Raw genomic sequence first — 20,217 nt, forward strand, 5'->3', positions numbered from 1 at the left:
AAGGAGAAGAGGGGGAAGGCAGGGGGCAGGGGGCAGGGGCTCAGCGGACGCTGACGCCGAGGGCGCCCAGACCGGGTGTGCCGAGACCGGCGCGTCGTACGGCGACGGACCCGTACGGCGTACGCAGCCTGAGCCACGCTCCCGAGGAGTAGAGCCCGGTGTCCTCCCGGCCGACGCCCGGCCGCAGGAAGCCCAGGGACTGGGCCGCGTGCACGGCCCGTACCGGAAGCCGGGTCTCGCCGATCTCCCGGGACCAGATGTCCCGCCCGATCCGGTCCAGTTCCGCGCGGGTACGGCCCTCCGGCGCCAGCTCCTCCGTACGGGAGCGGAACTCGGCGACCGCGGCGGCGACCAGCGCCCGCAGTGCGTCCGGCGCGGGCAGCCCCGGCTCGGGCTGCCAGCCGCCGCGCGGCGGCAGCACGCCCGCCCATGGCGGCCCGGTGACCGCGCCCGGGACGGCGGCGGTGGCCGCGCGCTCGTCCACGGACTCCAGGAACTCACCGGCGGAGACGGTCACGTCCAGCGTGACGTCCAGCCCGTTCTCGTACGGCTTCGCCAGCCGGACCGCGCGGACCGCCAGCACCTCGAAGGACGGCGGGCGTCCGAAGACGGCGAGCGCCGTGCCGGCCGCCTGGAGGCGCACCGCCGCTCCACGGTCGTAGCGGAGCAGCCGGGAGAGGAAGGCGACGAGGTCCGCCGCCTCCGTCTCGTCGGCGAGGTGCAGCACGGTCATGCCGCGACGGCCTCCGCGTCGGCCTTGTCGGCACCGGCAGCACCGTCCATGTACTCCTGGAGGAACTCGCGCTCCTCCCCGGTGATCCGGCGGGGCCGCTCGGTCTCGAAGTCGAACGGCACGACCACCGTCGAGGCCCGTACGTAGACCAGGTCCTCGTCCTTCACCTCATAGGTGATGGTGAAGGACGCGGCCCTGATCTCGGTGACCCACAGCTCGATGTCCACCGGGTGGTGCCGGTGCACGAGCTGCCGCTTGTAGTCGATCTCATGGCGCGCCACCACGGACCCCTGCTTGAACTCCTTGTCCGGGCGGAACAGGAAGTCGATACGGGCTTCCTCCAGGTAGCGGATGAAGACCGCGTTGTTGACATGGCCGTACGCGTCCATGTCCGACCAGCGCAGCGGACAGCGGTAGATGTGGCGCAAGACCGATCAGCCCCGGGTCAGCTTCTTGTAGGTGGCGCGGTGCGGACGCGCGGCGTCCGGACCGAGCCGCTCGATCTTGTTCTTCTCGTACGACTCGAAGTTGCCCTCGAACCAGAACCACTTGGACTCGCCCTCGTAGGCGAGGATGTGCGTGGCGACGCGGTCGAGGAACCACCGGTCGTGGGAGACGACGACGGCGCAGCCGGGGAACTCCAGCAGCGCGTTCTCCAGGCTGGAGAGCGTCTCGACGTCGAGGTCGTTGGTGGGCTCGTCGAGGAGCAGCAGGTTGCCGCCCTGCTTCAGGGTCAGCGCCAGGTTCAGGCGGTTGCGCTCACCACCGGAGAGCACGCCGGCCGGCTTCTGCTGGTCCGGGCCCTTGAAGCCGAACGCGGAGACGTACGCCCGGGACGGCATCTCGACCTGGCCGACGTTGATGTAGTCGAGCCCGTCGGACACGACCTCCCACAGCGTCTTCTTCGGGTCGATGTTGGCGCGGGACTGGTCGACATACGAGATCTTGACGGTCTCGCCGACCTTGATGTCACCGGAGTCCGGGTTCTCCAGGCCCTGGATCATCTTGAACAGGGTGGTCTTGCCGGCGCCGTTCGGGCCGATGACGCCGACGATGCCGTTGCGCGGCAGGGTGAAGGACAGCCCGTCCACGAGGAGCTTCTCGCCGAAGCCCTTCTGCAGGTCGTTGACCTCGACCACGATGCTGCCCAGGCGCGGGCCCGGCGGGATCTGGATCTCCTCGAAGTCCAGCTTCCGCATCTTGTCGGCCTCGGCGGCCATCTCCTCGTAGCGGGCGAGGCGAGCCTTGGACTTGGCCTGACGCCCCTTGGCGTTCGACCGCACCCACTCCAGCTCTTCCTTGAGCCGCTTCTGCCGCTTGGCGTCCTTCTGGCCCTCGACCTTGAGACGGGTGGCCTTGGTCTCCAGGTACGTGGAGTAGTTGCCCTCGTACGGGTAGGCGCGCCCGCGGTCCAGCTCGAGGATCCACTCGGCGACGTTGTCCAGGAAGTACCGGTCGTGGGTGATCGCGACCACGGTGCCCGGGTACTTGGCCAGGTGCTGTTCCAGCCAGTTCACCGACTCGGCGTCGAGGTGGTTGGTGGGCTCGTCGAGGAGCAGCAGGTCGGGCTGCTCCAGCAGGAGCTTGCAGAGCGCGACGCGGCGCTTCTCACCACCGGAGAGGTTGGTGACGGCCCAGTCGCCGGGCGGGCAGCCGAGGGCGTCCATGGCCTGCTCGAGCTGGGCGTCGAGGTCCCAGGCGTTGGCGTGGTCCAGATCCTCCTGGAGCCTGCCCATCTCCTCCATCAGGGCGTCGGTGTACTCGGTCGCCATCTGCTCGGCGATCTCGTTGAACCGGTCGAGCTTGCCCTTGATTACGGCGACACCCTCCTCGACGTTCTCGAGGACCGTCTTCTCCTCGTTCAGCGGGGGCTCCTGGAGCAGGATGCCGACGCTGTAGCCGGGAGAGATGAAGGCGTCACCGTTCGACGGCTGCTGCAGTCCCGCCATGATCTGCAGGACGGTCGACTTACCGGCGCCGTTCGGGCCGACGACACCGATCTTCGCCCCCGGCAGGAAGCTCAGGGTGACGTCGTCGAGGATCACCTTGTCGCCGTGCGCTTTGCGCGCCTTGCGCATGGTGTAAATGAACTCAGCCAAGAGAAACCGTCCGGCAGCTTGAAATCTGGCAGTGGGCAGATACACCCCATCTTGCCTGACTGCTACCCCTGGATGGAAACGCGTCCGATCCGGTGGCTCTGACCTGGGGTTTCGACGAGCGGATAGAGGCAGAACGACACGAGGAACGGGACGGGATGTCGGACGACGAGCCCGATACGTGGTTCGTATGGGGTGAGGGCACCGTGTTCCGCCGGCCTGGCGGCAAAGGCATGCTGCTCAACGGTCTTGCCGATGAGCGGCTGCTCGCCGCCATCGCCGGGCTGGATCCCGACTGGACACCACCACCGCCCTCCGAACCCGGCGTCGAGGTGTGGTGGGGGGACCCTGCGGTCGTGGACGGGCCATGGGTGATCTTCACCGGTGGCACCGAACGGGAGGTCCGAGCGTTCGTGGACCGCTATGAGGACGTGCGCGGGATGCTGCGTGTATCCAGCGTGCGGTCATCTGGCTCCGCACATGATCGGCCGGACAAGCCCTAGCGATTGATCAGGATCTTGTACACGATCTCGCAGTGAGCAGCGGGCACCACGATGTCCGCGGTCTCCACGGGCCGCCCTTGGTCGCTGTAGTACGTCCGCCGGAGCCGGCACCTTGGCGTCGCTCCGACTCGCCGACACGCCGAAGGGCGGACCCGCGAACAGGACCCGCCCTTCGGATGACCGGTCAGCTGCACGGTCGATACCCGGTCAGCGGACGAAGGAGATCTCCGGATAGCTCTCGGACGGTCCGTCCAGCAGGGTCCTGTGCTTGCCGCGCAGCTCCTGGTCGAAGAAGGCGGCGAGGTAGGCGGACTGGACCTTGACCGCTCGGTTGGGATCGATCGTGCCGTACATCTGCTGCAACTGGTCCTCGGAGAGCCCGAGCAGGCCCGCCTCCTGCGGCACCATCCACTCGCTGTCGCTGAACGACAGGTGCGCCGCGCCATGGAGCTGGATGTCGACCCGATAGCCCTTCAGATGCGACCACAGCGTGCGCCACGACCCGTCGTTGTTGCGGTTGTGGGTGCCGGAGCTGAAGAGCATGAAGGGGCGGTCCAGGTCCTTGCTCGGCGCCGTCCCGAAGAACTGGCCGTCCAAGTCGGCGCCGGCGGCGATACGGTGGTCGAGCTGCATGGAGGTGTCGACCGCGGCGCCGCCCAGCGACCAGCCGAACATCCCGATGCGGGACATGTCCACGGCCTTCGACAGCCCGGTGGGGAGCGTGGGGTGGCTGGGGTCCGGGTTGCCGCCCCTGCTGATCGTGCCGAGCTGGTTGATGACGAACCGGATGTCGGCCGCGCGCACCTTGAGCGTGTCGGAGGAGTGGGCGCCCGCCGGCATCGTGTTGACCTCGAGCCGGTTCTTGGGGAACTGCACCTCGTTGGCGTCGTGGGTGTGGTCGACGGTGACGACGAGGTAGCCGCGGCTGGCGAGATCCTGGGCGAGTACGGTGCCCATCGCGCGGTCCGAGTGCAGCCCGGTCGAGTACAGCAGGACGGGCAGCTTGCCAAGCTTGGTGTCCACCGGGGCGAGGACATGGCCCGCGGTCCTCGGCAGGGTCACCTGCTGCGGCGACAGTCCTCGCATGGCGAGGAAGTGGGCGCCGGAGATCGACGGCATCCACGGCGCCTGGTAGTGCCCGGACGTGGCGGTGGCCGGATACCAGAGCGACACCATCACCTCGCGAGGCGTGCTGCCGGGGACGTACGGATCCGTACGGGACTTGTCGACGAGGTGCAGGCCGACCATGCCCACGCTGTACTGCCCGGTCGGCGCGGGCATGTTGAGCTGCAGACCGGATGTGTCCGTGCGGCCGGACGTGAGGGCATCAGGGCGGACGGGCTTGTGGTGCAGCGGCGCCTCGTCGTTCTCGGGCGCCCAGGGCGTCTTCGGGTCGGGCTGGTCGGGCGAGACCCCGGTGGCCGCAGGCTTGTCGGACGTCTTCCCGGCGGCCATCGCCGGCGTCATCCCTGCACCCAGCGCGACGGCCAGCGCACCCGCCGTACCGACCGCTCTGGCGAGCACTCTGCGACGGTGGCGCGGGCGGCGGTGTTTCATGGAACCCCCTTGTTGGTTCAGCGATCGCAGAACGGGCGATCGAAATGCGGCACACCGTACCGCTGCGGCGGCCGATGGGCTGCACAGAGATCCATGCCGCTGGCAGCGCCTCCCAGCCGTTTTGCGAATGCGACTTCCCAAGCGCCCCAGCGGACAGTGGTGCACTGACACATACGCATCCCTTCGAGTCTCTGCTCAACGAGGAGTTGCTCTCGCCGTGCAACAGGGCGCCCTCAGCTGCCCTGGCCGCACCACGCAGCAGGGTTCCCCGCTGTTCCCCGCTGTTCCCCGCTCGATCTGGTGCGCTTGTGGTGCGGCATTCGGCGGTACGCCGGGCACTCTTTGGGGGTGCGGGCCTGTGGGCGGAGCCTGTTGTGCGGCTGCGCCGGCCGGCGATCGGTTGACTTCACCGGGAGGCGATCGCGTCTTTGGGGCGTTTCTCGTGAGGGGCAGCCACGGTGATCAACAGGCGGGACGTAGTGCGGGTAGGCACACTGGGTGCTTTGGGGACGGGGATGGCGGGTTTGCAGGCACCACCCGCCGCTGCGTCACCCACCGAGGTGGTGGAGCGGGTCGGCCCCCGGGACTGGAAGCGGCTGGCCGACGCGCTGTCATCGCGTTCTACCCTCTACCGGCCAAGGGATTCCAACTACTCACCGCTGGCGCTCCCGTTCAACCACCGCTACGCCGGGATCCACCCCGCTGGAATTGTCACGTGCGCTACCACCAGGGATGTCCGCGCGGCGGTCCGCTGGGCCCGCGCGGTGGGGCTGCCCGCCGTGCCCCGCTCCGGGCTGGGCCACAACTACGCCGGGTACTCCAGCACCACCGGCCTGCTGCTCAACATGGCCCGGATGAAAGGCATCGCCGTCACCCCGCTGCCGGGCCCCCGCTCCCGGACCCGGCCCTACGGGCCGATCAAGGTCACCCATGACGCGGGTACGGTCACCCTGGGAGCCGGGGTCACCAATGGCGACCTGCACCCGCTGCTGGAGGACCGGGGGATCTTCGTGCCGACCGGCCGCTGCCCCACGGTCGGGGTGGCCGGACTGGTGCTCGGCGGCGGTATCGGCTTCAGTGACAAGATGTTCGGTCTGACCTGTGACCGGCTGGTCTCGACGACCGTGGTACTCGCCGACGGCCGCGTGGTGGAGGCCGGTCGGGGCTCGCATTCTGACCTGTTCTGGGCCTGCCGTGGCGGGGCGGGGAACAACTTCGGTGTCAACACCTCCTTCACGTTCCAGTACGAGCAGTTCCAGGGCAACGTGGGCATCTACCAGTTGCGCTGGAGCCTGGACTCCGTGGTGCCGGTGATCGCCACCGCGCAGCGGATCGCCGTGAACACCCTGGACAACAAGCGGTTCCACCTTCGCGTCGGCATCGGGACCCGCGGGCTCGCCAGGGACCAGATCCGCGCCAACGCCAACGTCAACGCCATCGGCCAGTACTACGGCCCCCTTGAGGAGTTGCGCGACATCCTGGCTCCGCTGCTCGCCATCGGCACGGCCGAGGAGCGCGCCCGCAACAGCGCGTCCGTCCGCGAGGTCACTCCCGGTCAGGCGAGCGTGCTGCTGAGCGCCACCACACCGGTGGAACAGTTCGCCGCCAAGTCGGCGGTTCTCACTTCCCGGACGCTCCTGACTGACAAGCAGGTCGGTGTCGCCGCCGAGCAACTGCTGAACTGGCCGGGCAGCGGCAACGAGGATGGGGCCGGGTTCGCCATGTTCGCCCTCGGCGGCGAGATCAACCGGGTGCCGCCGGATGCGACCGCGTTCGTGCACCGAAACGCCGTGTTCATCTTCGCTGCCGAGACCTCCTGGGCGGACTATGATCCGCACCACGTTGAGACCGCGAATCTGCACTGGCTCCGTGAGTTCTACAACGACATTTTCGGCAACATGCCTCCTGGGTATTCGTATCAGAATTTCCCGGATCCGACGCTGAAGGACTGGCGGCGGGCTTACTACGGTGCGAACTACGACCGGCTGGTCAGAGTGAAGCGGAAGTACGATCCGACCGACTTCTTCAGCTATCCACAGGGGATCGACACCTGAGGCTGATCGTTCGCAGGGGACTATTTTCCGGAATCAATCAGTCCACTCTCAATTCCCCCTCAATTCAATTGAGGGGACGCCGTCCAGCAGATAGGCTTTTCTTCGTTCGGCCAGCACGAGGACTTCATTTTCGAACGCGGCGATCGCGGCCGTACGGGGGGCTGTGTCCGCCTTCACGGAGTACGAGTGTTATGCCAGCCGCAGGGGCGAACCGACTTGGGCGAGTCGTGCGGCACCGAAGTGACCCGCTACGAGGTCCCCAAAAAAGTTCAGGACCGTCGAGGCGTATACAGCCGCCAGTAATCATGGCATACGAAAGGGTGACTCTATGGTGCTGGTGGTTCGAAAGCTAGCCTTAGGGGTCACCCTTTCGCTTGCATGCATAGCATGCACTTCGGGAGGCGGAAGCGGAGTTGCCCACGAATCATCAGCTGAGCAATTTCCGCATCTGAGTCAATTCAAGTCGATCGACTCGAATGAAGAACAGCTTATTGCTGCGGATGAATTCCCGCGTGAATCTCAGACCCCTAAGGTAATAGGCGAGGTTCGTGAGGGTTCTTACCGTCTGATCGCGTACATCCAGGGGGGCTCCTGTGGCCTTCGGATAGCTGACGCAGCGAACACTAAGCGATCGTTGATCCATGTCACTTCAGCGTGGCCTGGAAACGATTCAGAGGGGAGCACGCGCTACCCCGCCGGCCCCTACAGTTTCGCCTCGGCAGCAGGTTCAAGTGGATCTAGAATTTGGGCTTCACTGGGTTGCAGCAAGTCAGCGATGGTGATCAATTACTCGTCTCGGGATCACGGGTCTGCTTCTGATCAGCGGGGTAACGTTTCGATCAAAAAGCACCGCGAGGATCCGGGAACGCTGGCTGTAATCATCGGTTCGAGGGAAGCTCGCGAAAGAATCCTGCCTCAGGCCTAACAACGGCCACGGTAACGACGAGGACGCCAAGTTCGTGGGCCTCGTACGGTGAGGCTTTTGTGAAGGCGCGGGCGGTGGAACCGACCGCCCCAGCCACGAGGTACTACGGCCCGCGACCCGAGGAGGCCGTAGCCATGCGCGTGGAGGACGTGATCCTGCCCGAGCCCGGTGCCGAGGCCAGTGGTGCGAGTTGCGGCAGCACATCGAGGACGAACAGCTCCAGCCGGGTGATCTGCTGTTCCAGGGCGAGGCGAGACGGGTGGCATCCTCGCCGGCTCCGTCATCCGTCGGGCGTGGCGCAGTGCGCGTAAGGCCATGCTGCCTCCGCACGTCTTCGAGTCGCCCACCGGGCGGCGCGTGTACGACAACCGGAACACGCGCCTGACGAAGTGGCTCAACGACGGAATCCCGCCCGCCCAGGTGGCGGAGTGGGCCGGGAACAGTGTCGCCGTGCTCCTGGCCACCTACGCCCGCTGCATCGACGGGCAGCTGCCGGATCTGAAGCGACGGCTGGAAGCCGCGGGCGATCTCCCGGAGGCGGAGGTGCCGGGCGCTGGCTGATCTTCCCCCGGTCGAGATCTTCGACACGTATTCGACACGGCCACCCGCGAAAACCCGGTGACAGCCGGACAGCCCCGGAGTCTGCCCTTGATCATCAAGGGTGCCTCCGGGGCTGTCTCGTGTCGGCTGTCACCCGCCTTGACCAGCAAAAAGCCCTCCCGAAGGAGAGGGCGGAGACTGTGCGCCCCCGGCAGGACTCGAACCTGCGGCCAAGCGCTTGGAAGGCGGCGTTTGGCGGGTCGGATGTCGCACCCGTACTCGGCTGATCGGTCAACGAAGCGAGGTGCCGCACCGGGCGTCGCGAGCTCCGGAGGTCTTCGACCTGTGATCATGAAGCGTTCGTTGAAGGTGATCGACGAGGAGCTCCAGGTCGTGGGGCGAGGTAGCGCCGCCGTGTGACGCTCGTAAGAACGCGCTGTAGGTGATGTCGTGAACTGGTTGGTCTCCCTGCCGACGGCGGTCTTGGTCGTGGGCTCGCTCTGCCTTGCCCTCCTGGTCGCGGCCGTGGCGCGGGTCGGAGTCCGGGTGCTCGTACCGGTCCGGGAACAGGATCGGGTGCACCAGATCGCCATGCCCCTGATGCCCACACTCGGCGCCGCCTTCGCGATCTTCGCGGCACTCTCACTGGCCAGCGAGGCCGGCTACCTGCGCGCGGCAGAGGGGCTGGTGAGCGACGAGGCGGCCGCGGCCGCCCGCCTGGCGTGGGCGGCGACAAGTCCGCGAGTCCCGTCGGAGCCGATCCACTCGGCACTGCTGGACTACCTGCGGACCACGCGTGCCAGGGAATGGGAGGGTGCGGCAGCGGCGTCCGGTGACGACGCGGCCACCGCTCGCGCGGTCGCGCGGCTGGAGCGGACCGTGCGTGCCGAGGCAGCCCGGCCCGAGCTGGGAAACCCGGCGAGCACGGAGCTGCTGGTCTCCCTGGACAGCGTCACCAGTAGCCGTCGCGCACGCGTCGCGGCTGCCTCGCGCGAGGTACCCGTGCTCTACGTCGTCACGCTTGTGGCCGCCGGCCTGGCCTTGATCGTGAACGCCGGCGCACTCGTCTTCCGCAGCAGCCTGCGAACGTCACTGCTCATTCTGGGCGTTGCGAGTGTGGTCGGGCTGAGCCTGGCGTTGCTCTTCGCACTCAGCGCGCCCTGGAGCGGACCGCTGACCGTGAGTGGGCATCCGCTCGACGTCATCATCGGGGACCTGAAGTCCGGCTTCTTCGGCGTCGGGTCCTAGGCAGCGGGCGCGATCAGCGCGCCGCCGGCGAAGCTCGTTCGCGGCCCGGACGACGCCTGGCGAGCTCCCGGAGCCGGGGGTGCCGGGCGCTGGCTGATCTTCCTCCGGTCGAGAACTTCGACACGCATTCGACACAGCCACCCGCGAAAACCCGGTGACAGCCGGACAGCCCCGGAACCCGCCCTTGATCATCAAGGGGGCGTCCGGGGCTGTCTCGTGTCGACTGTCACCCGCCCTGACCAGCAAAAAGCCCTCCCGGAGGGGAGGGCGGAGACTTGCGCCCCCGGCAGGACTCGAACCTGCGGCCAAGCGCTTAGAAGGCGCCTGCTCTATCCACTGAGCTACGGGGGCATGGTGGCGGGACCAAGGATAAAGCTCCCTGTTCCTCGACCCTGTCGCTTCGCCTCCGTGGCTCGATGTGGAGGTTCGGTGAAGCGGTCCTGATAATCGCAGGCAGGTACGAATCGTGCACCGCTTTTGGCGCTCGACGCACCGGGTGTTGTGCACTCGTTATGCCTCGGCTGTGGCCGCGCCCCAGTCATCCCGTCTGCCCGATCCGTCCGGTCGGCGCGCAGACACGTCCATATGCTTCAGAATTCCCCTAAAATTGGGCATTCTTCGCATGTGGTGACCTTGGACGTACGGCCTCAGCTGCTCGACACACTCTCCGCGCTGCGCGACCGTGTCGCCGCCGCACGCTTTCCGCTGCCCCTCGAAGGAGCCCCGCGCGCGCGTGCCAACCGCGACGAACTCCTCGCGCAGCTCGACGGCTACCTCGTGCCCCGGATGCGGAATCCCGAGGCGCCGCTGCTGGCCGTCATCGGCGGGTCCACCGGAGCCGGCAAGTCGACGCTCGTCAACTCCCTCGTGGGCCGCCGGGTCAGCGAGGCGGGCGTGCTGCGGCCGACCACCCGCACCCCGGTGCTCGTCTGCCATCCGGAGGATCATCACTGGTTCAGCGGCATGCGGGTGTTGCCCGACCTCACGCGCGTGTGGGTGCCCCACCAGGATCCCGCGGACGAACTCCTGCTCTCCGGCGAGAACCCCCCGCGCGCGCTGCGCATCGAGACCGCCGACACCCTCCCGCGCGGCCTCGCCCTCCTCGACCCCCCCGACGTCGACTCCCTGGTCGCCGAGAACCGCATCCTCGCCGCCGAGCTGATCTGCGCCGCCGACGTCTGGGTCATGGTCACCACGGCCGCCCGCTACGCCGACGCCGTGCCCTGGCACCTGCTGCGCGCCGCCAAGGAGTACGACGCGGCCCTCGTGACCGTCCTGGACCGCGTGCCCCACCAGGTCGTCTCCGAGGTCTCGCGGCAGTACGGCGCGCTGCTCACCAAGGCCGGACTCGGCCACGTACCCCGCTTCACCGTGCCCGAGCTGCCCGAGTCGGCCTGGGGCGGCGGACTGCTGCCCGCGACCGCCGTCGCGCCCCTGCGGAACTGGCTCGTCCAGCACGCCCAGGATCCCGGCGCCCGGCAGCACGTCATCGCCCGTACCGCGTACGGCGTCCTCGACTCCCTCAAGGCGCGCGTGCCCGAGCTGGCCAGCGCCGCCGCCGCCCAGTACGCGGCGGTCCTCCGGCTCACCTCCGCCGTCGACAGTGCCTACGACAGCGAGCACGCGCGCGTGCGCGAGCGCCTCCACTCCGGTGCCGTACTCGCCGGGGACGCCCTCAAACGCTGGCGGGCCTTCCCACTGGACTGCACGGCCGGCGAGCTGCTCGACGCCCTCGTGGGGAGCCTGGGCGCCCTGCTGCTGTGTTCCGTCACCGCCGCCGACGAGCGCGTGGACGAGGCCTGGCGCCGCGAGCCCGCCGCGAGCGCCCCGGAGCTCGCCGACCCGGACCCGTCCCTGGCGAGCGCCGAGCACCGTATCGGCCTCGCGGTACGGCGCTGGCGCCGTGAGCTGGAGGAGTACACCGAGGAGGAGATCCGGGAACTCGACCGCGCTACCGCGCCCGACCCGGAGGTCGTCGCCGCCCTGGTCGCCACCACGCTGCTGAGCGGGCGCCGGGCCCGTACGGCCGGCGAGGCGCTCGCCGAGCGGCTCGGCGCCCACGGCGCGCTGCGGCTGCGCGACCGGGCCGGGCAGCTGCTCAACGAGCACGTGAACCGCGTCCTCAACGCCGAACGCGAACGGCGCCTCGCCCCGCTCGACGCCCTTGAGGTCCATGCCGAGCCCCAGGCCGAACTCATCGCCGCGCTGTCCGTACTGCAGAAGGAGAGGTGACCGGTGACCGCCGTCACTGACCAGGACCACACGGAGCACACGGACCACACCGATCACATCGACCATGTCATCAACCACATCGATCACGCCGATCACACCGATCACATGGACAACTTGGATCACTTGGATCACAGCAACCGCGTGGAGCTTCAACGGAACCGTGACGACGGTGACCGCACCGGGGAATTGGAGGGTGGTGAACGCGCCGACGGTGCCGAGGAGAAGGACCAGTCCGGGAACGGCTCCGAGAATCGCTCCGAGCACCGGTCCGAGGACCCGTGCTCCGCGGACGAGTCCTCCGACGGCCCGTCCGATGGCCCGTCCGACGTCGTAGACGCCCCGCACGCGCGCGTGCTCGACGAGCAGCCGGACGGCGAACCGCACGCGCGCGTGAAGGAGACGCTGAAGGAGACCGCGACAGAGACCGCGAAGGAGGCCGACGCCGCCCCGGAGTCCGCGGACGCCTGGGACGACGGCCTCATCGCGCGGCGGGTCACGGAGGATACCGCCGCAGCCCTCGCCGCCGAGCGCGCCGCCGTCCTGGAGGTCCCGGCCCGCGGACCGGGCAGCCGCGTCCCCGCCCCGCTGGCGTACGACGGTCCGCTGCGCTCCCGGCTCGACGCCCTGCGCGAGCTCGTCGGGCTCTCCCGCACCCGCCTGGACAGCCGGACCCTCGCCGAGGCGGGCCGGGTCCTGGACGAGGCGGCGGCGCGGCGCAAGCTCTCCGGGCAGCACACCGTCGTCGCCATCGCGGGTGCGACCGGCAGCGGCAAGTCGCAGCTGTTCAACGCCCTGGCCGGAGTGGCCATTTCGGAGACCGGGGTACGGCGTCCGACCACCGCCGCCCCCATCGCGTGCAGCTGGAGCGACGGCGCGGCCCCCCTCATCGACCGGCTCGGCATCCCGGGCCGGCTGCGCCGCCGCCCGCTGCAGAGCCCGGAGGCCGAGGCGCAGCTGCGGGGGCTGGTCCTGGTGGACCTGCCCGACCACGACTCCGCCGCCGTGGCGCACCGCGAGCAGGTCGACCGGGTCCTGAAGCTGGTCGACGCGGTCATCTGGGTGGTCGACCCGGAGAAGTACGCCGACGCGGGGCTCCACGAACGCTATCTGCGACCCCTGGCCGGTCACGCGGAGGTCATGTTCATCGTCCTCAACCAGGTCGACCGGCTGCCCGGGGAGGCGGCCGACCTGGTCCTGGACGATCTGCGCCGGCTGCTGGACGAGGACGGCATCGCGCTCGGCGAGTTCGGCGAGCCGGGCGCCACCGTGCTCGCGCTGTCGGCGCTCACCGGCGACGGTGTCGGCGAACTGCGCGAGGTGCTCGGCCAGTTCGTGGCCGAGCGCGGCGCCGCGGCCCGCCGGGTGGCGGCCGATGTGGACGCCGCCGCGGCCCGGCTGCGGCCCGTGTACGCCACCGGGCGGCGCTCCGGCCTCAGCGAGGAGTCCCGGGAGGACTTCTCCGTGCGGCTCGCGGACGCGGTGGGGGCCACCGCGGCGGGCGAGGCGGCTGAACGCGCCTGGCTGCGCAATGCCAACCGCGCCTGCGGCACCCCCTGGCTGCGGCTGTGGCGCTGGTACCAGGGCCGCGGGGACACGCCGACGGGACGCGTCCCGCAGCGCACCTCGGCCGACGAGGAGGTCACGGCGCGGCAGCGCGTGGAACAGGCGGTCCGTACGGTGTCCGAGCGGGCCTCGGCCGGGCTGCCCACGCCTTGGGCGCAGGCGGTGCGCGAGGCGGCCGTACGCGGCTCCCAGGGGCTGCCCGAGGCGCTGGACGAGCTGGCGACGCGGGCCGGGCTGCCGCCGGGCAGGCCGCCGCGGCCGGGCTGGTGGCCGGCGGCGGTGATCGTGCAGGCGGCGATGACCCTGCTCCAGATCGTGGGCGGCCTGTGGCTGGTGGGCCAGATCGTGGGCGTCATGGCGCCCAACCTGGGTGTGCCGGTGCTGCTGATGCTGTGCGGGATCGTCGGCGGGCCGCTGGTGGAGTGGAGTTGCCGGATGGCGGCCCGGGGACCGGCGCGGCGGTACGGCCAGGACGCGGAACGCCGATTGCGGGAGGCCGCGGCGAGCTGCGGCCGGGCCCGGGTGCTCGATCCGGTGGCGGCGGAGCTGCTGCGGTACCAGGAGGTGCGGGAGCAGTACGGGAAGGTGGTGCAGGCCGGGGTGGGGTGACGGGGCACCGGCGGGGGCGCGGTCCGGCTCGTGTGGGTGAGGCAGGCGGGGACCCGGCTCACTCGTGCGGGTGACGGAGTTTTCCACAGGCGGGGAGCGGTCCACAGCGCTCAGCGGGCCCGGCCCGGCGGAGGCAGTCTGATGCCACGGTGATCGCGCCGCAGGCAGACGCCGCCGTACGGGACGGGCCCGTACGCATGTCCGCACGGCCGGAAGGGGCCGGGCGAGGGAGGGGTACGCAGCATGAACGAGACCGTGGTCTGTGTGGTCGGGAACGTGGCGACGACGCCGGTGTACCGGGAGCCGGCGACGGGTCCGTCAGCGCGGTTCCGGCTGGCGGTGACCGCGCGCTACTGGGACCGGGAGAAGAGCGCCTGGACGGACGGGCACACCAACTTCTTCACGGTGTGGGCCAGGCGGCAGCTCGCCGCCAACGTGGCCACGTCGGTGGAGGTGGGGCAGCCCGTCGTCGTCCAGGGCAGGCTCAAGGTGCGCACGGAGGCGCGCGAGGGGCAGCAGCAGTGGGCGTCGGCCGACATCGACGCGGTGACGATCGGCCACGACCTGTCGCGCGGTACGGCGCTCTTCCGCCGCGCGGTCCGGCCGGAGGCGGCACAGCCGGAGGCGCGTCCTGAGCCGAGCTGGGAGACACCCGTGGTGGACTCCCGGGACCGGCCGGAGATTCGACAGGAGTCTCAACAGGAGCCTCAACAGCCCCTGGAACCAGCAGTGGTGACATGACGTCAGTCACACGCTGACCGAACTGCGGCTTATCGGTGCATGCGCTCCGAACGCCCCCGTACCAACCGGTGGATTTGTCGATAGGCGCAGCTCAAGTGCGGTGCCGGCGATAACGATTACGGATCGGATCACCCATCGGATGATCTGACCGGGCAAGGGTGGTCCGCTTGATCCATAGGATGCCGAGCGTGGCCCGAGAGGCTGCCACTTTCTGCTGGTGGGACCGTCCCCCACGTCCAACGGGTCCTGCTCGAAAGGGAATTCTGTGCTTGTTGCTGCGTTCTCTGGGTTCTCCCGGTCCGCCGGAGTGACCCGCCTGGCCGCTGTCACGCTGGTGTCCGGCCTCGCGGCAGCCGGCGTGCTGTCCGGTGCCGGTACGGCCGTGGCCGCCGGGGAACCGCAGCCCGAGGGCGGGGCGACGGCCACGATCAACGGGCTGAAGACCTACGGCGAGGCCGTGATCCACGAGGCCGGCGGCGATCAGCGGGTGGCCGCGGGCCTGTTCGAGATGTCCGTGGACGGCGGCGGCACCCTGCAGACGTACTGCGTGGACCTCCACAGCCCCACACAGCGCGACGCCAGATACCAGGAGACCTCCTGGAGCGGCACCTCGCTGGGCGCCAACAAGGACGCGGGCCGGATCCGCTGGATCCTGCAGAACTCCTACCCCCAGGTCAACAACCTCGCCGCGCTCGCCCGGCGGGCGGGCGTGAGCGCCCTCACCGAGCAGGACGCGGCGGCCGGCACCCAGGTGGCCATCTGGCGCTACTCGGACCGCGCGAAGGTCGACGCGGTGGACCCGAGGGCGGAGAAGCTCGCCGACTACCTGGAGAAGAGCGCCCGCGGCACGGGCGAGCCCCAGGCCTCGCTGACCCTGGACCCGCCCGCGGTCTCCGGTCGCCCCGGGGACCTGCTCGGACCGGTGACCGTGCACACCAACGCGGGCTCCGTGACGGTGGTCCCGCCGGCCGACGCGGCCACCAGCGGGGTGCGGATCATCGACAAGAGCGGCAAGGTGGTCACCTCGGCGAAGGACGGCAGCCGGCTGTACTTCGACATCCCCGAAGACGCGGTTGACGGCACCTCCCAGGCTCTCGGCACCGGGGGAGGTTCGGCGCAGCTGACCGTGCAGGCCTCTACGACGGTCCCCGTGGGCCGCGCCTTCACCTCCGAGAGCCGCAGCCAGACCCAGATCCTGGCCGGGTCCAGCGAGTCCATGGTCTCCGCGACCGCGAACGCCGACTGGACGGCCGAGGGCGCCATACCGGCCGTGTCGGCCCGGAAGGACTGCGCCAAGGGCGGGGTGGACGTCACCGCGTCCAACACGGGCGACCGGCCCTTCACCTTCCAGCTGATGGGCGCCGAGCACACCGTCCCCGCGGGTGCCACCCGCACGGTGACCCTCCCGCTCCAGGAGGACCAGGCCTACGACTTCACGGTCACCGGCCCGAACGGCTTCAGCCGCCGCTTCACCGGTCTCCTCGACTGCAAGACGCTGGGCGCGATCACGACGCAGACCACCACCCAGCTCCGCAACGAGCCGAGCCCGGCCACGGTGGGCGGCAGCACCACGGACAGCACCGACCTGGCCGCCACCGGCGGCTCCGCGATCACTCCCCTGATCGCGGGCACGGCCATCGCCCTGGTGGTGATCGGCGGAGCAGTGCTCGTCCTGCTGCGCAAGCGGGAACAGCCGGGCGACTGACGAACAGAGACGAACAGAACGGGGGCGTGTCCGGCGTGGCGGTCGCGCGGCAGCGGGGGCGGGTCTTTCCGCTGGTGAGTGCCGTGAAGGTAGAACGGCGAATACCAAGCCCCGCAACCGTGGACTGACCTGTGGAAATGGCTTGAAGGGCGACGGGCCCAGCAGATTTATGGGCGAGCACGAGCGATGCCGGCACCCCCGGACGGTCATGCGGCCAGTTGGGAAGCGCGCGTCCGCCCACGCCCACGCGGGAAGAGGTGCGCGGCCGGCGCTGGCAGGTCATCTCATGGCCATCGACGAAGCCCGGCCGTCGGTTAGGTCCCGGACGAGTCTCCGAGCCACCCCCAGACAGGCCGGGGATGAAACCTTTTCCTTCAGAGCTGGAACCCCCGGAAGCCGACCGCGCGCTTGAGACCATAGACGCAAGCACTGACAACGGGCCTGCCGGCGATCGACCGTTGAGCGGTGAGTGTCCAACTGCGTGACAACGCAGACGCACAACGGCGGACGCCCACGAACGTCTGCGGACCATCAGCGCAGGTGAAAGGCCCACCAGCTCAAGGCAGCCATCACCCAAGTTGCTTCGTACGCGGGCTCCAAGCTGGCTCCGGACCTCTCTTACCCAAAGATCGTCGAACGGTTGGTATCCACCGAACCCGAGCCGGACAGGCGGAAACCTGTTGCCGCTCGTACGGCGTGGAAGCGGGTTACTGAGGCGGTCGACCGGATCCCCGAAATCCTCGACCAGAGCGACGAAGCGACCGGGCAGGCCCATATCGCGGTCCTGGCAGAGACCCTCGACGCGCTCCCACTCACGGTGCCCACTGACCTGCAGCCACAGCTGCTGCGGGCGGCAACCGCGTTCGAGCGAGCCGGCCGATCCCGCATCCGCGCCCGCCATCAGCAGGCGCACGCCACCCGCACCGCGATCAAGACCATCGTCAGCCAGCCCGCCCCCAAGGACGGCACCGCCCTGGCGATGCTCCTAGACGCCCTGTTGCTCGCAGTGGTCGCGGCACAGCACTGGCACCTCACCCGCCACCACGACCAGCAGACTGAAGCCGCTTGCCGAGCAGCCGAGCACCTACGCACCGCTTACCAGGTGGCAGCTGTCCACCCGATCGCGGTGATCCACCAGCTGGGCCTGCGCCTGACCATGTCTCAACAACGCAGGCAGGGGACCGCCTTGCGCTAGGCGCTGCCTCCGGCACTGGCCGACCAGGTTCTCGCCGAGCCCGGCTGGCCCGCACTCGCCACCACCCTCATCGAAGCTGAAGCCGCTGGTCGTGACCCAGCCGCCCTACTTGCCGAAGCAGCCCTCCGACGCGACCTGGGCACCGCCGCGTCCGTCAGCGAAGTACTGGTGTGGCGCCTACGCCGCCTCGCAGACCTGCCACTCCAACCCGACCCGGGACAGCCGACATTCAGTCCGCCCCCAGTCCAGTCAGCTCGGCCCACCCAGCAGCACCGCACGCGCTGAGCCCGACGCCCCCCGCCCAAGGGGCAAGCCCCTCGGGGCCAACGCGCTTCGGCTTTGGCCCCGTTGGCGTGCCACAGCAGTCGAAGAGTAGGCCCCTGGGCTTGCCCCAAGAGCCACGAACACGCCGAACACCGCAGCAATTGTGCAAAATCCACGACATCAACTAAAGTCGGTACCGCACTGGAATGCTTCGATGCGTAGTCCGACCCTAGGAGTCGTCCGCATGAGTATGCCTTCGCCGTCGTGGACGACCGACGTGTTCGGCAAGCAAGCAGCAGCTGTACGCCTCGCCGTCGGGCAGGGCCTTCGCAACATGCAGGCCAACGCGCAGGCCGCACAGGAGCAAGCAGCATCCCGCACCACCCGCACCTACGGCACCAGCCGGTATGAGAACCAGTACGAGCGACTGCAGGACGAACTCAAGGACCTCCCCGGCGCCCGCGCGGTCCAGCCGTTCGGGTTCTCCTATGAGCTGATGCTCATAGGCAACGGGCTGCTCTACCCGTTCCGGTACTCCAAGACCAAGTCGGACGTGCGCAGCGCTCGCATCCCCAGCGAGTCGCGGCTGGTACGGGAACTCTTCACGTTCGCACCGGCGCCGAAGCACACCCAGGACCCGTTTGACCTCGACTTCGGGCCGGCCGTCCCTACCGCCGAACCGCGCGGCGCTCTGGCGACCGTCCCCCAGGGAACCCAGCTGATCCTGGTGCCCTTCGCCTGCAACGCCTCCGAGCTCCTCGAGGCGTACTGGGGCATCGCGGCACTCGGGATGAACCGGCAGCTGGAATGGACCACCGATCCCGAGCCGCTCCACCTGCCGCTGTCGGTCACCTCGTACACGCCGCGGCCGATCAGCATTCCGAACCAAGCCACGGCACACACCAGCTTCGCCGACGGAACCGAGCCCACCCTTACGCTGTCCTCTCGTACCGCCTCGGACCAGGCCCTGCACGTGCCCGTGCAGACCGAGGCAGAACCCGTCGAGGACCAGACCAGCGAAGACGATGCGACCCATTAAGCAAGACCTCATTCCCGGTACGGAAGAACGAGGCGCCACGCCACGCGCTGTCTCCGACGCCTTCGATCCCACCCGGCTGACACAAGCTCGTCGGCTGGCGGAGATGACGAAGAAGGACGTGGCGGCGCAGCTCGGGGTAACGCCTGCCGCCGTAGGTCAGTACGAGACAGGGGTGTCGAAGCCACGACCTGACTTGATCCCCCGGCTCGCTGAGATCCTCGGGGTTCCAGTGACGTTCTTCCTGCTGGGAAGACCCGCCAATCGGCTCGACGCATCCATGGCGCATTTCCGGAGCCTGCGCAGCACGCCGAAGTCCCAGCGGGAGCGTGCGCTCGCCTTCGCCGAGCAGGTCTGGGAGCTCACGTACGCGCTGGAGCAGCGGATCCAGTTGCCTCTGGTCGACTTGCCTGGTTTCGCCGGCGGTGAGGTCCACCCCGGCGAGGAACTGTCCACCGACCCCGCATCCGCCGCCCGCGAGCTGCGCAGGCGCTGGGGCCTCGGTGACGGACCTGTCACGCATTTGGTGAGGCGGATGGAATCCCACGGGATCGTGGTGGTCATGCCGCCTGCCAGTGATCCTTCCGCTGCGAGCGTGGACGCTTTCTCCACCCGGGCCGCGCGTCCCCTCGTCGTACTGACAGCCAACCGGGCCGACGACATCTACCGGCACCGGTTCACTGCCGCCCATGAACTGGGCCACCTTGTGCTTCACGGCGATGCCACCGGTGACAGCCGCCAGGAAAAGGAGGCCGACGCCTTCGCCGCCGAGTTCCTGACCCCTCAGGACAGCATCCTGCCGCTGCTCCCACGGCGAATGGATTTTGCACGGCTGGCCGAGCTCAGAGGGGTCTGGGGAGTCTCCCTCCACTCGCTCGTCTACCGCTGCCGCGAGCTGGGGCTGATCTCCGACGCCACCGCCAGCAGGACTTACCAGCGCCTACGCGCTCTCGACGGCCAGCCCGGATTCACCGCAGAATCCGTCTCGAGCTTCCCCGGTGAACAGCCTTCGCTGCTCGGACAGGCCTTCGACCTGGCTGCCAAGGAAGCAGGACTCTCTGTCCCTCAGTTGGCACATGAACTGGCCTGGACAAGCCAGAGGGTGCGAGACCTGCTGGGCGTCCAGGAACAGAGGCCGGTACTCCGGCTGGTCCAGTAGCGGTCGCCTCCCGACCTCAGGAGCCGTGGGCGAGGCTGGCAGCGCACGGGCACGCCA

The 20,217-nt window shown here is 69.1% G+C and carries 15 protein-coding genes, 1 tRNA gene and 1 pseudogene; 11 read left to right on the top strand and 6 right to left on the bottom strand.

The annotated features are described in order from the left end of the window. Nucleotides 1-40 precede the first annotated feature (40 nt). Genes ACWD35_RS07070 through ettA form a run of 3 tightly spaced genes read right to left on the bottom strand, consistent with a single transcriptional unit; the run spans nt 41 to nt 2,832 of the window. On the bottom strand, nt 41-733 hold the full coding sequence (locus ACWD35_RS07070; protein ID WP_451350132.1) for a hypothetical protein: 693 nt from the start codon (nt 731-733) through the stop codon (nt 41-43). Continuing rightward, a complete protein-coding gene (locus ACWD35_RS07075; RefSeq protein WP_451350133.1) occupies nt 730-1,161 on the bottom strand; it encodes an acyl-CoA thioesterase in 432 nt (143 codons plus the stop codon). The genes ACWD35_RS07070 and ACWD35_RS07075 overlap by 4 nt, the downstream gene beginning before the upstream one ends. Before the next feature lie 6 nt (nt 1,162-1,167). Further along, nucleotides 1,168-2,832 carry an energy-dependent translational throttle protein EttA gene (gene ettA, locus ACWD35_RS07080; RefSeq protein ID WP_451350134.1) on the bottom strand — a complete coding sequence of 555 codons (1,665 nt, stop codon included), beginning with the start codon at nt 2,830-2,832 and terminating at the stop codon, nt 1,168-1,170. A gap of 155 nt (nt 2,833-2,987) precedes the next feature. On the opposite strand from ettA, the gene ACWD35_RS07085 reads away from it, so the two are divergent. Then, on the top strand, nt 2,988-3,332 hold the full coding sequence (locus tag ACWD35_RS07085; RefSeq protein WP_451350135.1) for a hypothetical protein: 345 nt from the start codon (nt 2,988-2,990) through the stop codon (nt 3,330-3,332). On the opposite strand, the pseudogene ACWD35_RS07090 reads toward ACWD35_RS07085, so the two are convergent. Both ACWD35_RS07090 and ACWD35_RS07095 read right to left on the bottom strand, forming a co-directional pair. Next, nucleotides 3,329-3,436 (bottom strand): annotated as a pseudogene (locus ACWD35_RS07090) (GntR family transcriptional regulator); the annotation flags it as partial. The gene ACWD35_RS07085 and the pseudogene ACWD35_RS07090 sit on opposite strands and share 4 nt — an antisense overlap. 103 nt (nt 3,437-3,539) lie before the next feature. Continuing rightward, entirely contained in the window at nt 3,540-4,856 is a 1,317-nt protein-coding gene (locus ACWD35_RS07095) for an alpha/beta hydrolase family protein (RefSeq protein WP_451350136.1), read from the bottom strand. Nucleotides 4,857-5,404: 548 nt separating this feature from the next. On the opposite strand from ACWD35_RS07095, the gene ACWD35_RS07100 reads away from it, so the two are divergent. The 3 genes from ACWD35_RS07100 (at nt 5,405) to ACWD35_RS07110 (ending at nt 9,656) form a co-directional block, all read left to right on the top strand. Continuing rightward, nucleotides 5,405-6,943 (top strand): FAD-binding oxidoreductase, encoded by a 1,539-nt coding sequence (locus ACWD35_RS07100; RefSeq protein ID WP_451350137.1) that lies wholly within the window; start codon nt 5,405-5,407, stop codon nt 6,941-6,943. A 1,240-nt stretch (nt 6,944-8,183) separates the two neighbouring features. Then, a complete protein-coding gene (locus ACWD35_RS07105) occupies nt 8,184-8,429 on the top strand; it encodes a hypothetical protein (RefSeq protein ID WP_451350138.1) in 246 nt (81 codons plus the stop codon). 429 nt (nt 8,430-8,858) lie between these two features. Beyond that, complete coding sequence (locus ACWD35_RS07110) at nt 8,859-9,656, top strand: bestrophin-like domain (RefSeq protein WP_451350139.1); 798 nt, start codon at nt 8,859-8,861, stop codon at nt 9,654-9,656. A 278-nt stretch (nt 9,657-9,934) separates the two neighbouring features. On the opposite strand, the gene ACWD35_RS07115 is transcribed toward ACWD35_RS07110, so the two are convergent. After that, a tRNA-Arg gene (locus tag ACWD35_RS07115) sits at nt 9,935-10,007 on the bottom strand. Nucleotides 10,008-10,280: 273 nt separating this feature from the next. On the opposite strand from ACWD35_RS07115, the gene ACWD35_RS07120 reads away from it, so the two are divergent. The 7 genes from ACWD35_RS07120 (at nt 10,281) to ACWD35_RS07150 (ending at nt 20,160) form a co-directional block, all read left to right on the top strand. Then, nucleotides 10,281-11,888 (top strand): dynamin family protein, encoded by a 1,608-nt coding sequence (locus ACWD35_RS07120; protein ID WP_451350140.1) that lies wholly within the window; start codon nt 10,281-10,283, stop codon nt 11,886-11,888. A 105-nt stretch (nt 11,889-11,993) separates the two neighbouring features. After that, nucleotides 11,994-14,060 (top strand): YfjP family GTPase, encoded by a 2,067-nt coding sequence (locus ACWD35_RS07125; protein ID WP_451350424.1) that lies wholly within the window; start codon nt 11,994-11,996, stop codon nt 14,058-14,060. A gap of 243 nt (nt 14,061-14,303) precedes the next feature. Continuing rightward, nucleotides 14,304-14,801, top strand: coding sequence for a single-stranded DNA-binding protein (locus tag ACWD35_RS07130; protein ID WP_451350141.1), 498 nt, complete (start codon nt 14,304-14,306; stop codon nt 14,799-14,801). A gap of 316 nt (nt 14,802-15,117) precedes the next feature. Beyond that, complete coding sequence (locus ACWD35_RS07135) at nt 15,118-16,506, top strand: Cys-Gln thioester bond-forming surface protein (protein ID WP_451350425.1); 1,389 nt, start codon at nt 15,118-15,120, stop codon at nt 16,504-16,506. 640 nt (nt 16,507-17,146) lie between these two features. Continuing rightward, nucleotides 17,147-17,701 carry a hypothetical protein gene (locus ACWD35_RS07140; protein ID WP_451350142.1) on the top strand — a complete coding sequence of 185 codons (555 nt, stop codon included), beginning with the start codon at nt 17,147-17,149 and terminating at the stop codon, nt 17,699-17,701. Nucleotides 17,702-18,209: 508 nt separating this feature from the next. Beyond that, a complete protein-coding gene (locus ACWD35_RS07145) occupies nt 18,210-19,004 on the top strand; it encodes a hypothetical protein (RefSeq protein WP_451350143.1) in 795 nt (264 codons plus the stop codon). Then, nucleotides 18,991-20,160, top strand: coding sequence for a helix-turn-helix domain-containing protein (locus ACWD35_RS07150; RefSeq protein ID WP_451350144.1), 1,170 nt, complete (start codon nt 18,991-18,993; stop codon nt 20,158-20,160). Before ACWD35_RS07145 ends, ACWD35_RS07150 begins: the two co-directional genes overlap by 14 nt. Nucleotides 20,161-20,217: the final 57 nt, after the last annotated feature.

Source organism: Streptomyces sp. NPDC002671 (genome assembly GCF_053592475.1).

Bases quoted from the DNA above. Each gene is read 5' to 3' on its own strand.
- ACWD35_RS07100 (WP_451350137.1), top strand. From the start codon at position 5,405: ATGGCGGGTTTGCAGGCACCACCCGCCGCTGCGTCACCCACCGAGGTG.
- ACWD35_RS07085 (WP_451350135.1), top strand. From the start codon at position 2,988: ATGTCGGACGACGAGCCCGATACGTGGTTCGTATGGGGTGAGGGCACC.
- ACWD35_RS07150 (WP_451350144.1), top strand. From the start codon at position 18,991: ATGCGACCCATTAAGCAAGACCTCATTCCCGGTACGGAAGAACGAGGC.
- ACWD35_RS07105 (WP_451350138.1), top strand. From the start codon at position 8,184: ATGCTGCCTCCGCACGTCTTCGAGTCGCCCACCGGGCGGCGCGTGTAC.
- ACWD35_RS07070 (WP_451350132.1), bottom strand. From the start codon at position 733: ATGACCGTGCTGCACCTCGCCGACGAGACGGAGGCGGCGGACCTCGTC.
- ACWD35_RS07145 (WP_451350143.1), top strand. From the start codon at position 18,210: ATGAGTATGCCTTCGCCGTCGTGGACGACCGACGTGTTCGGCAAGCAA.
- ACWD35_RS07125 (WP_451350424.1), top strand. From the start codon at position 11,994: ATGGACAACTTGGATCACTTGGATCACAGCAACCGCGTGGAGCTTCAA.
- ACWD35_RS07130 (WP_451350141.1), top strand. From the start codon at position 14,304: ATGAACGAGACCGTGGTCTGTGTGGTCGGGAACGTGGCGACGACGCCG.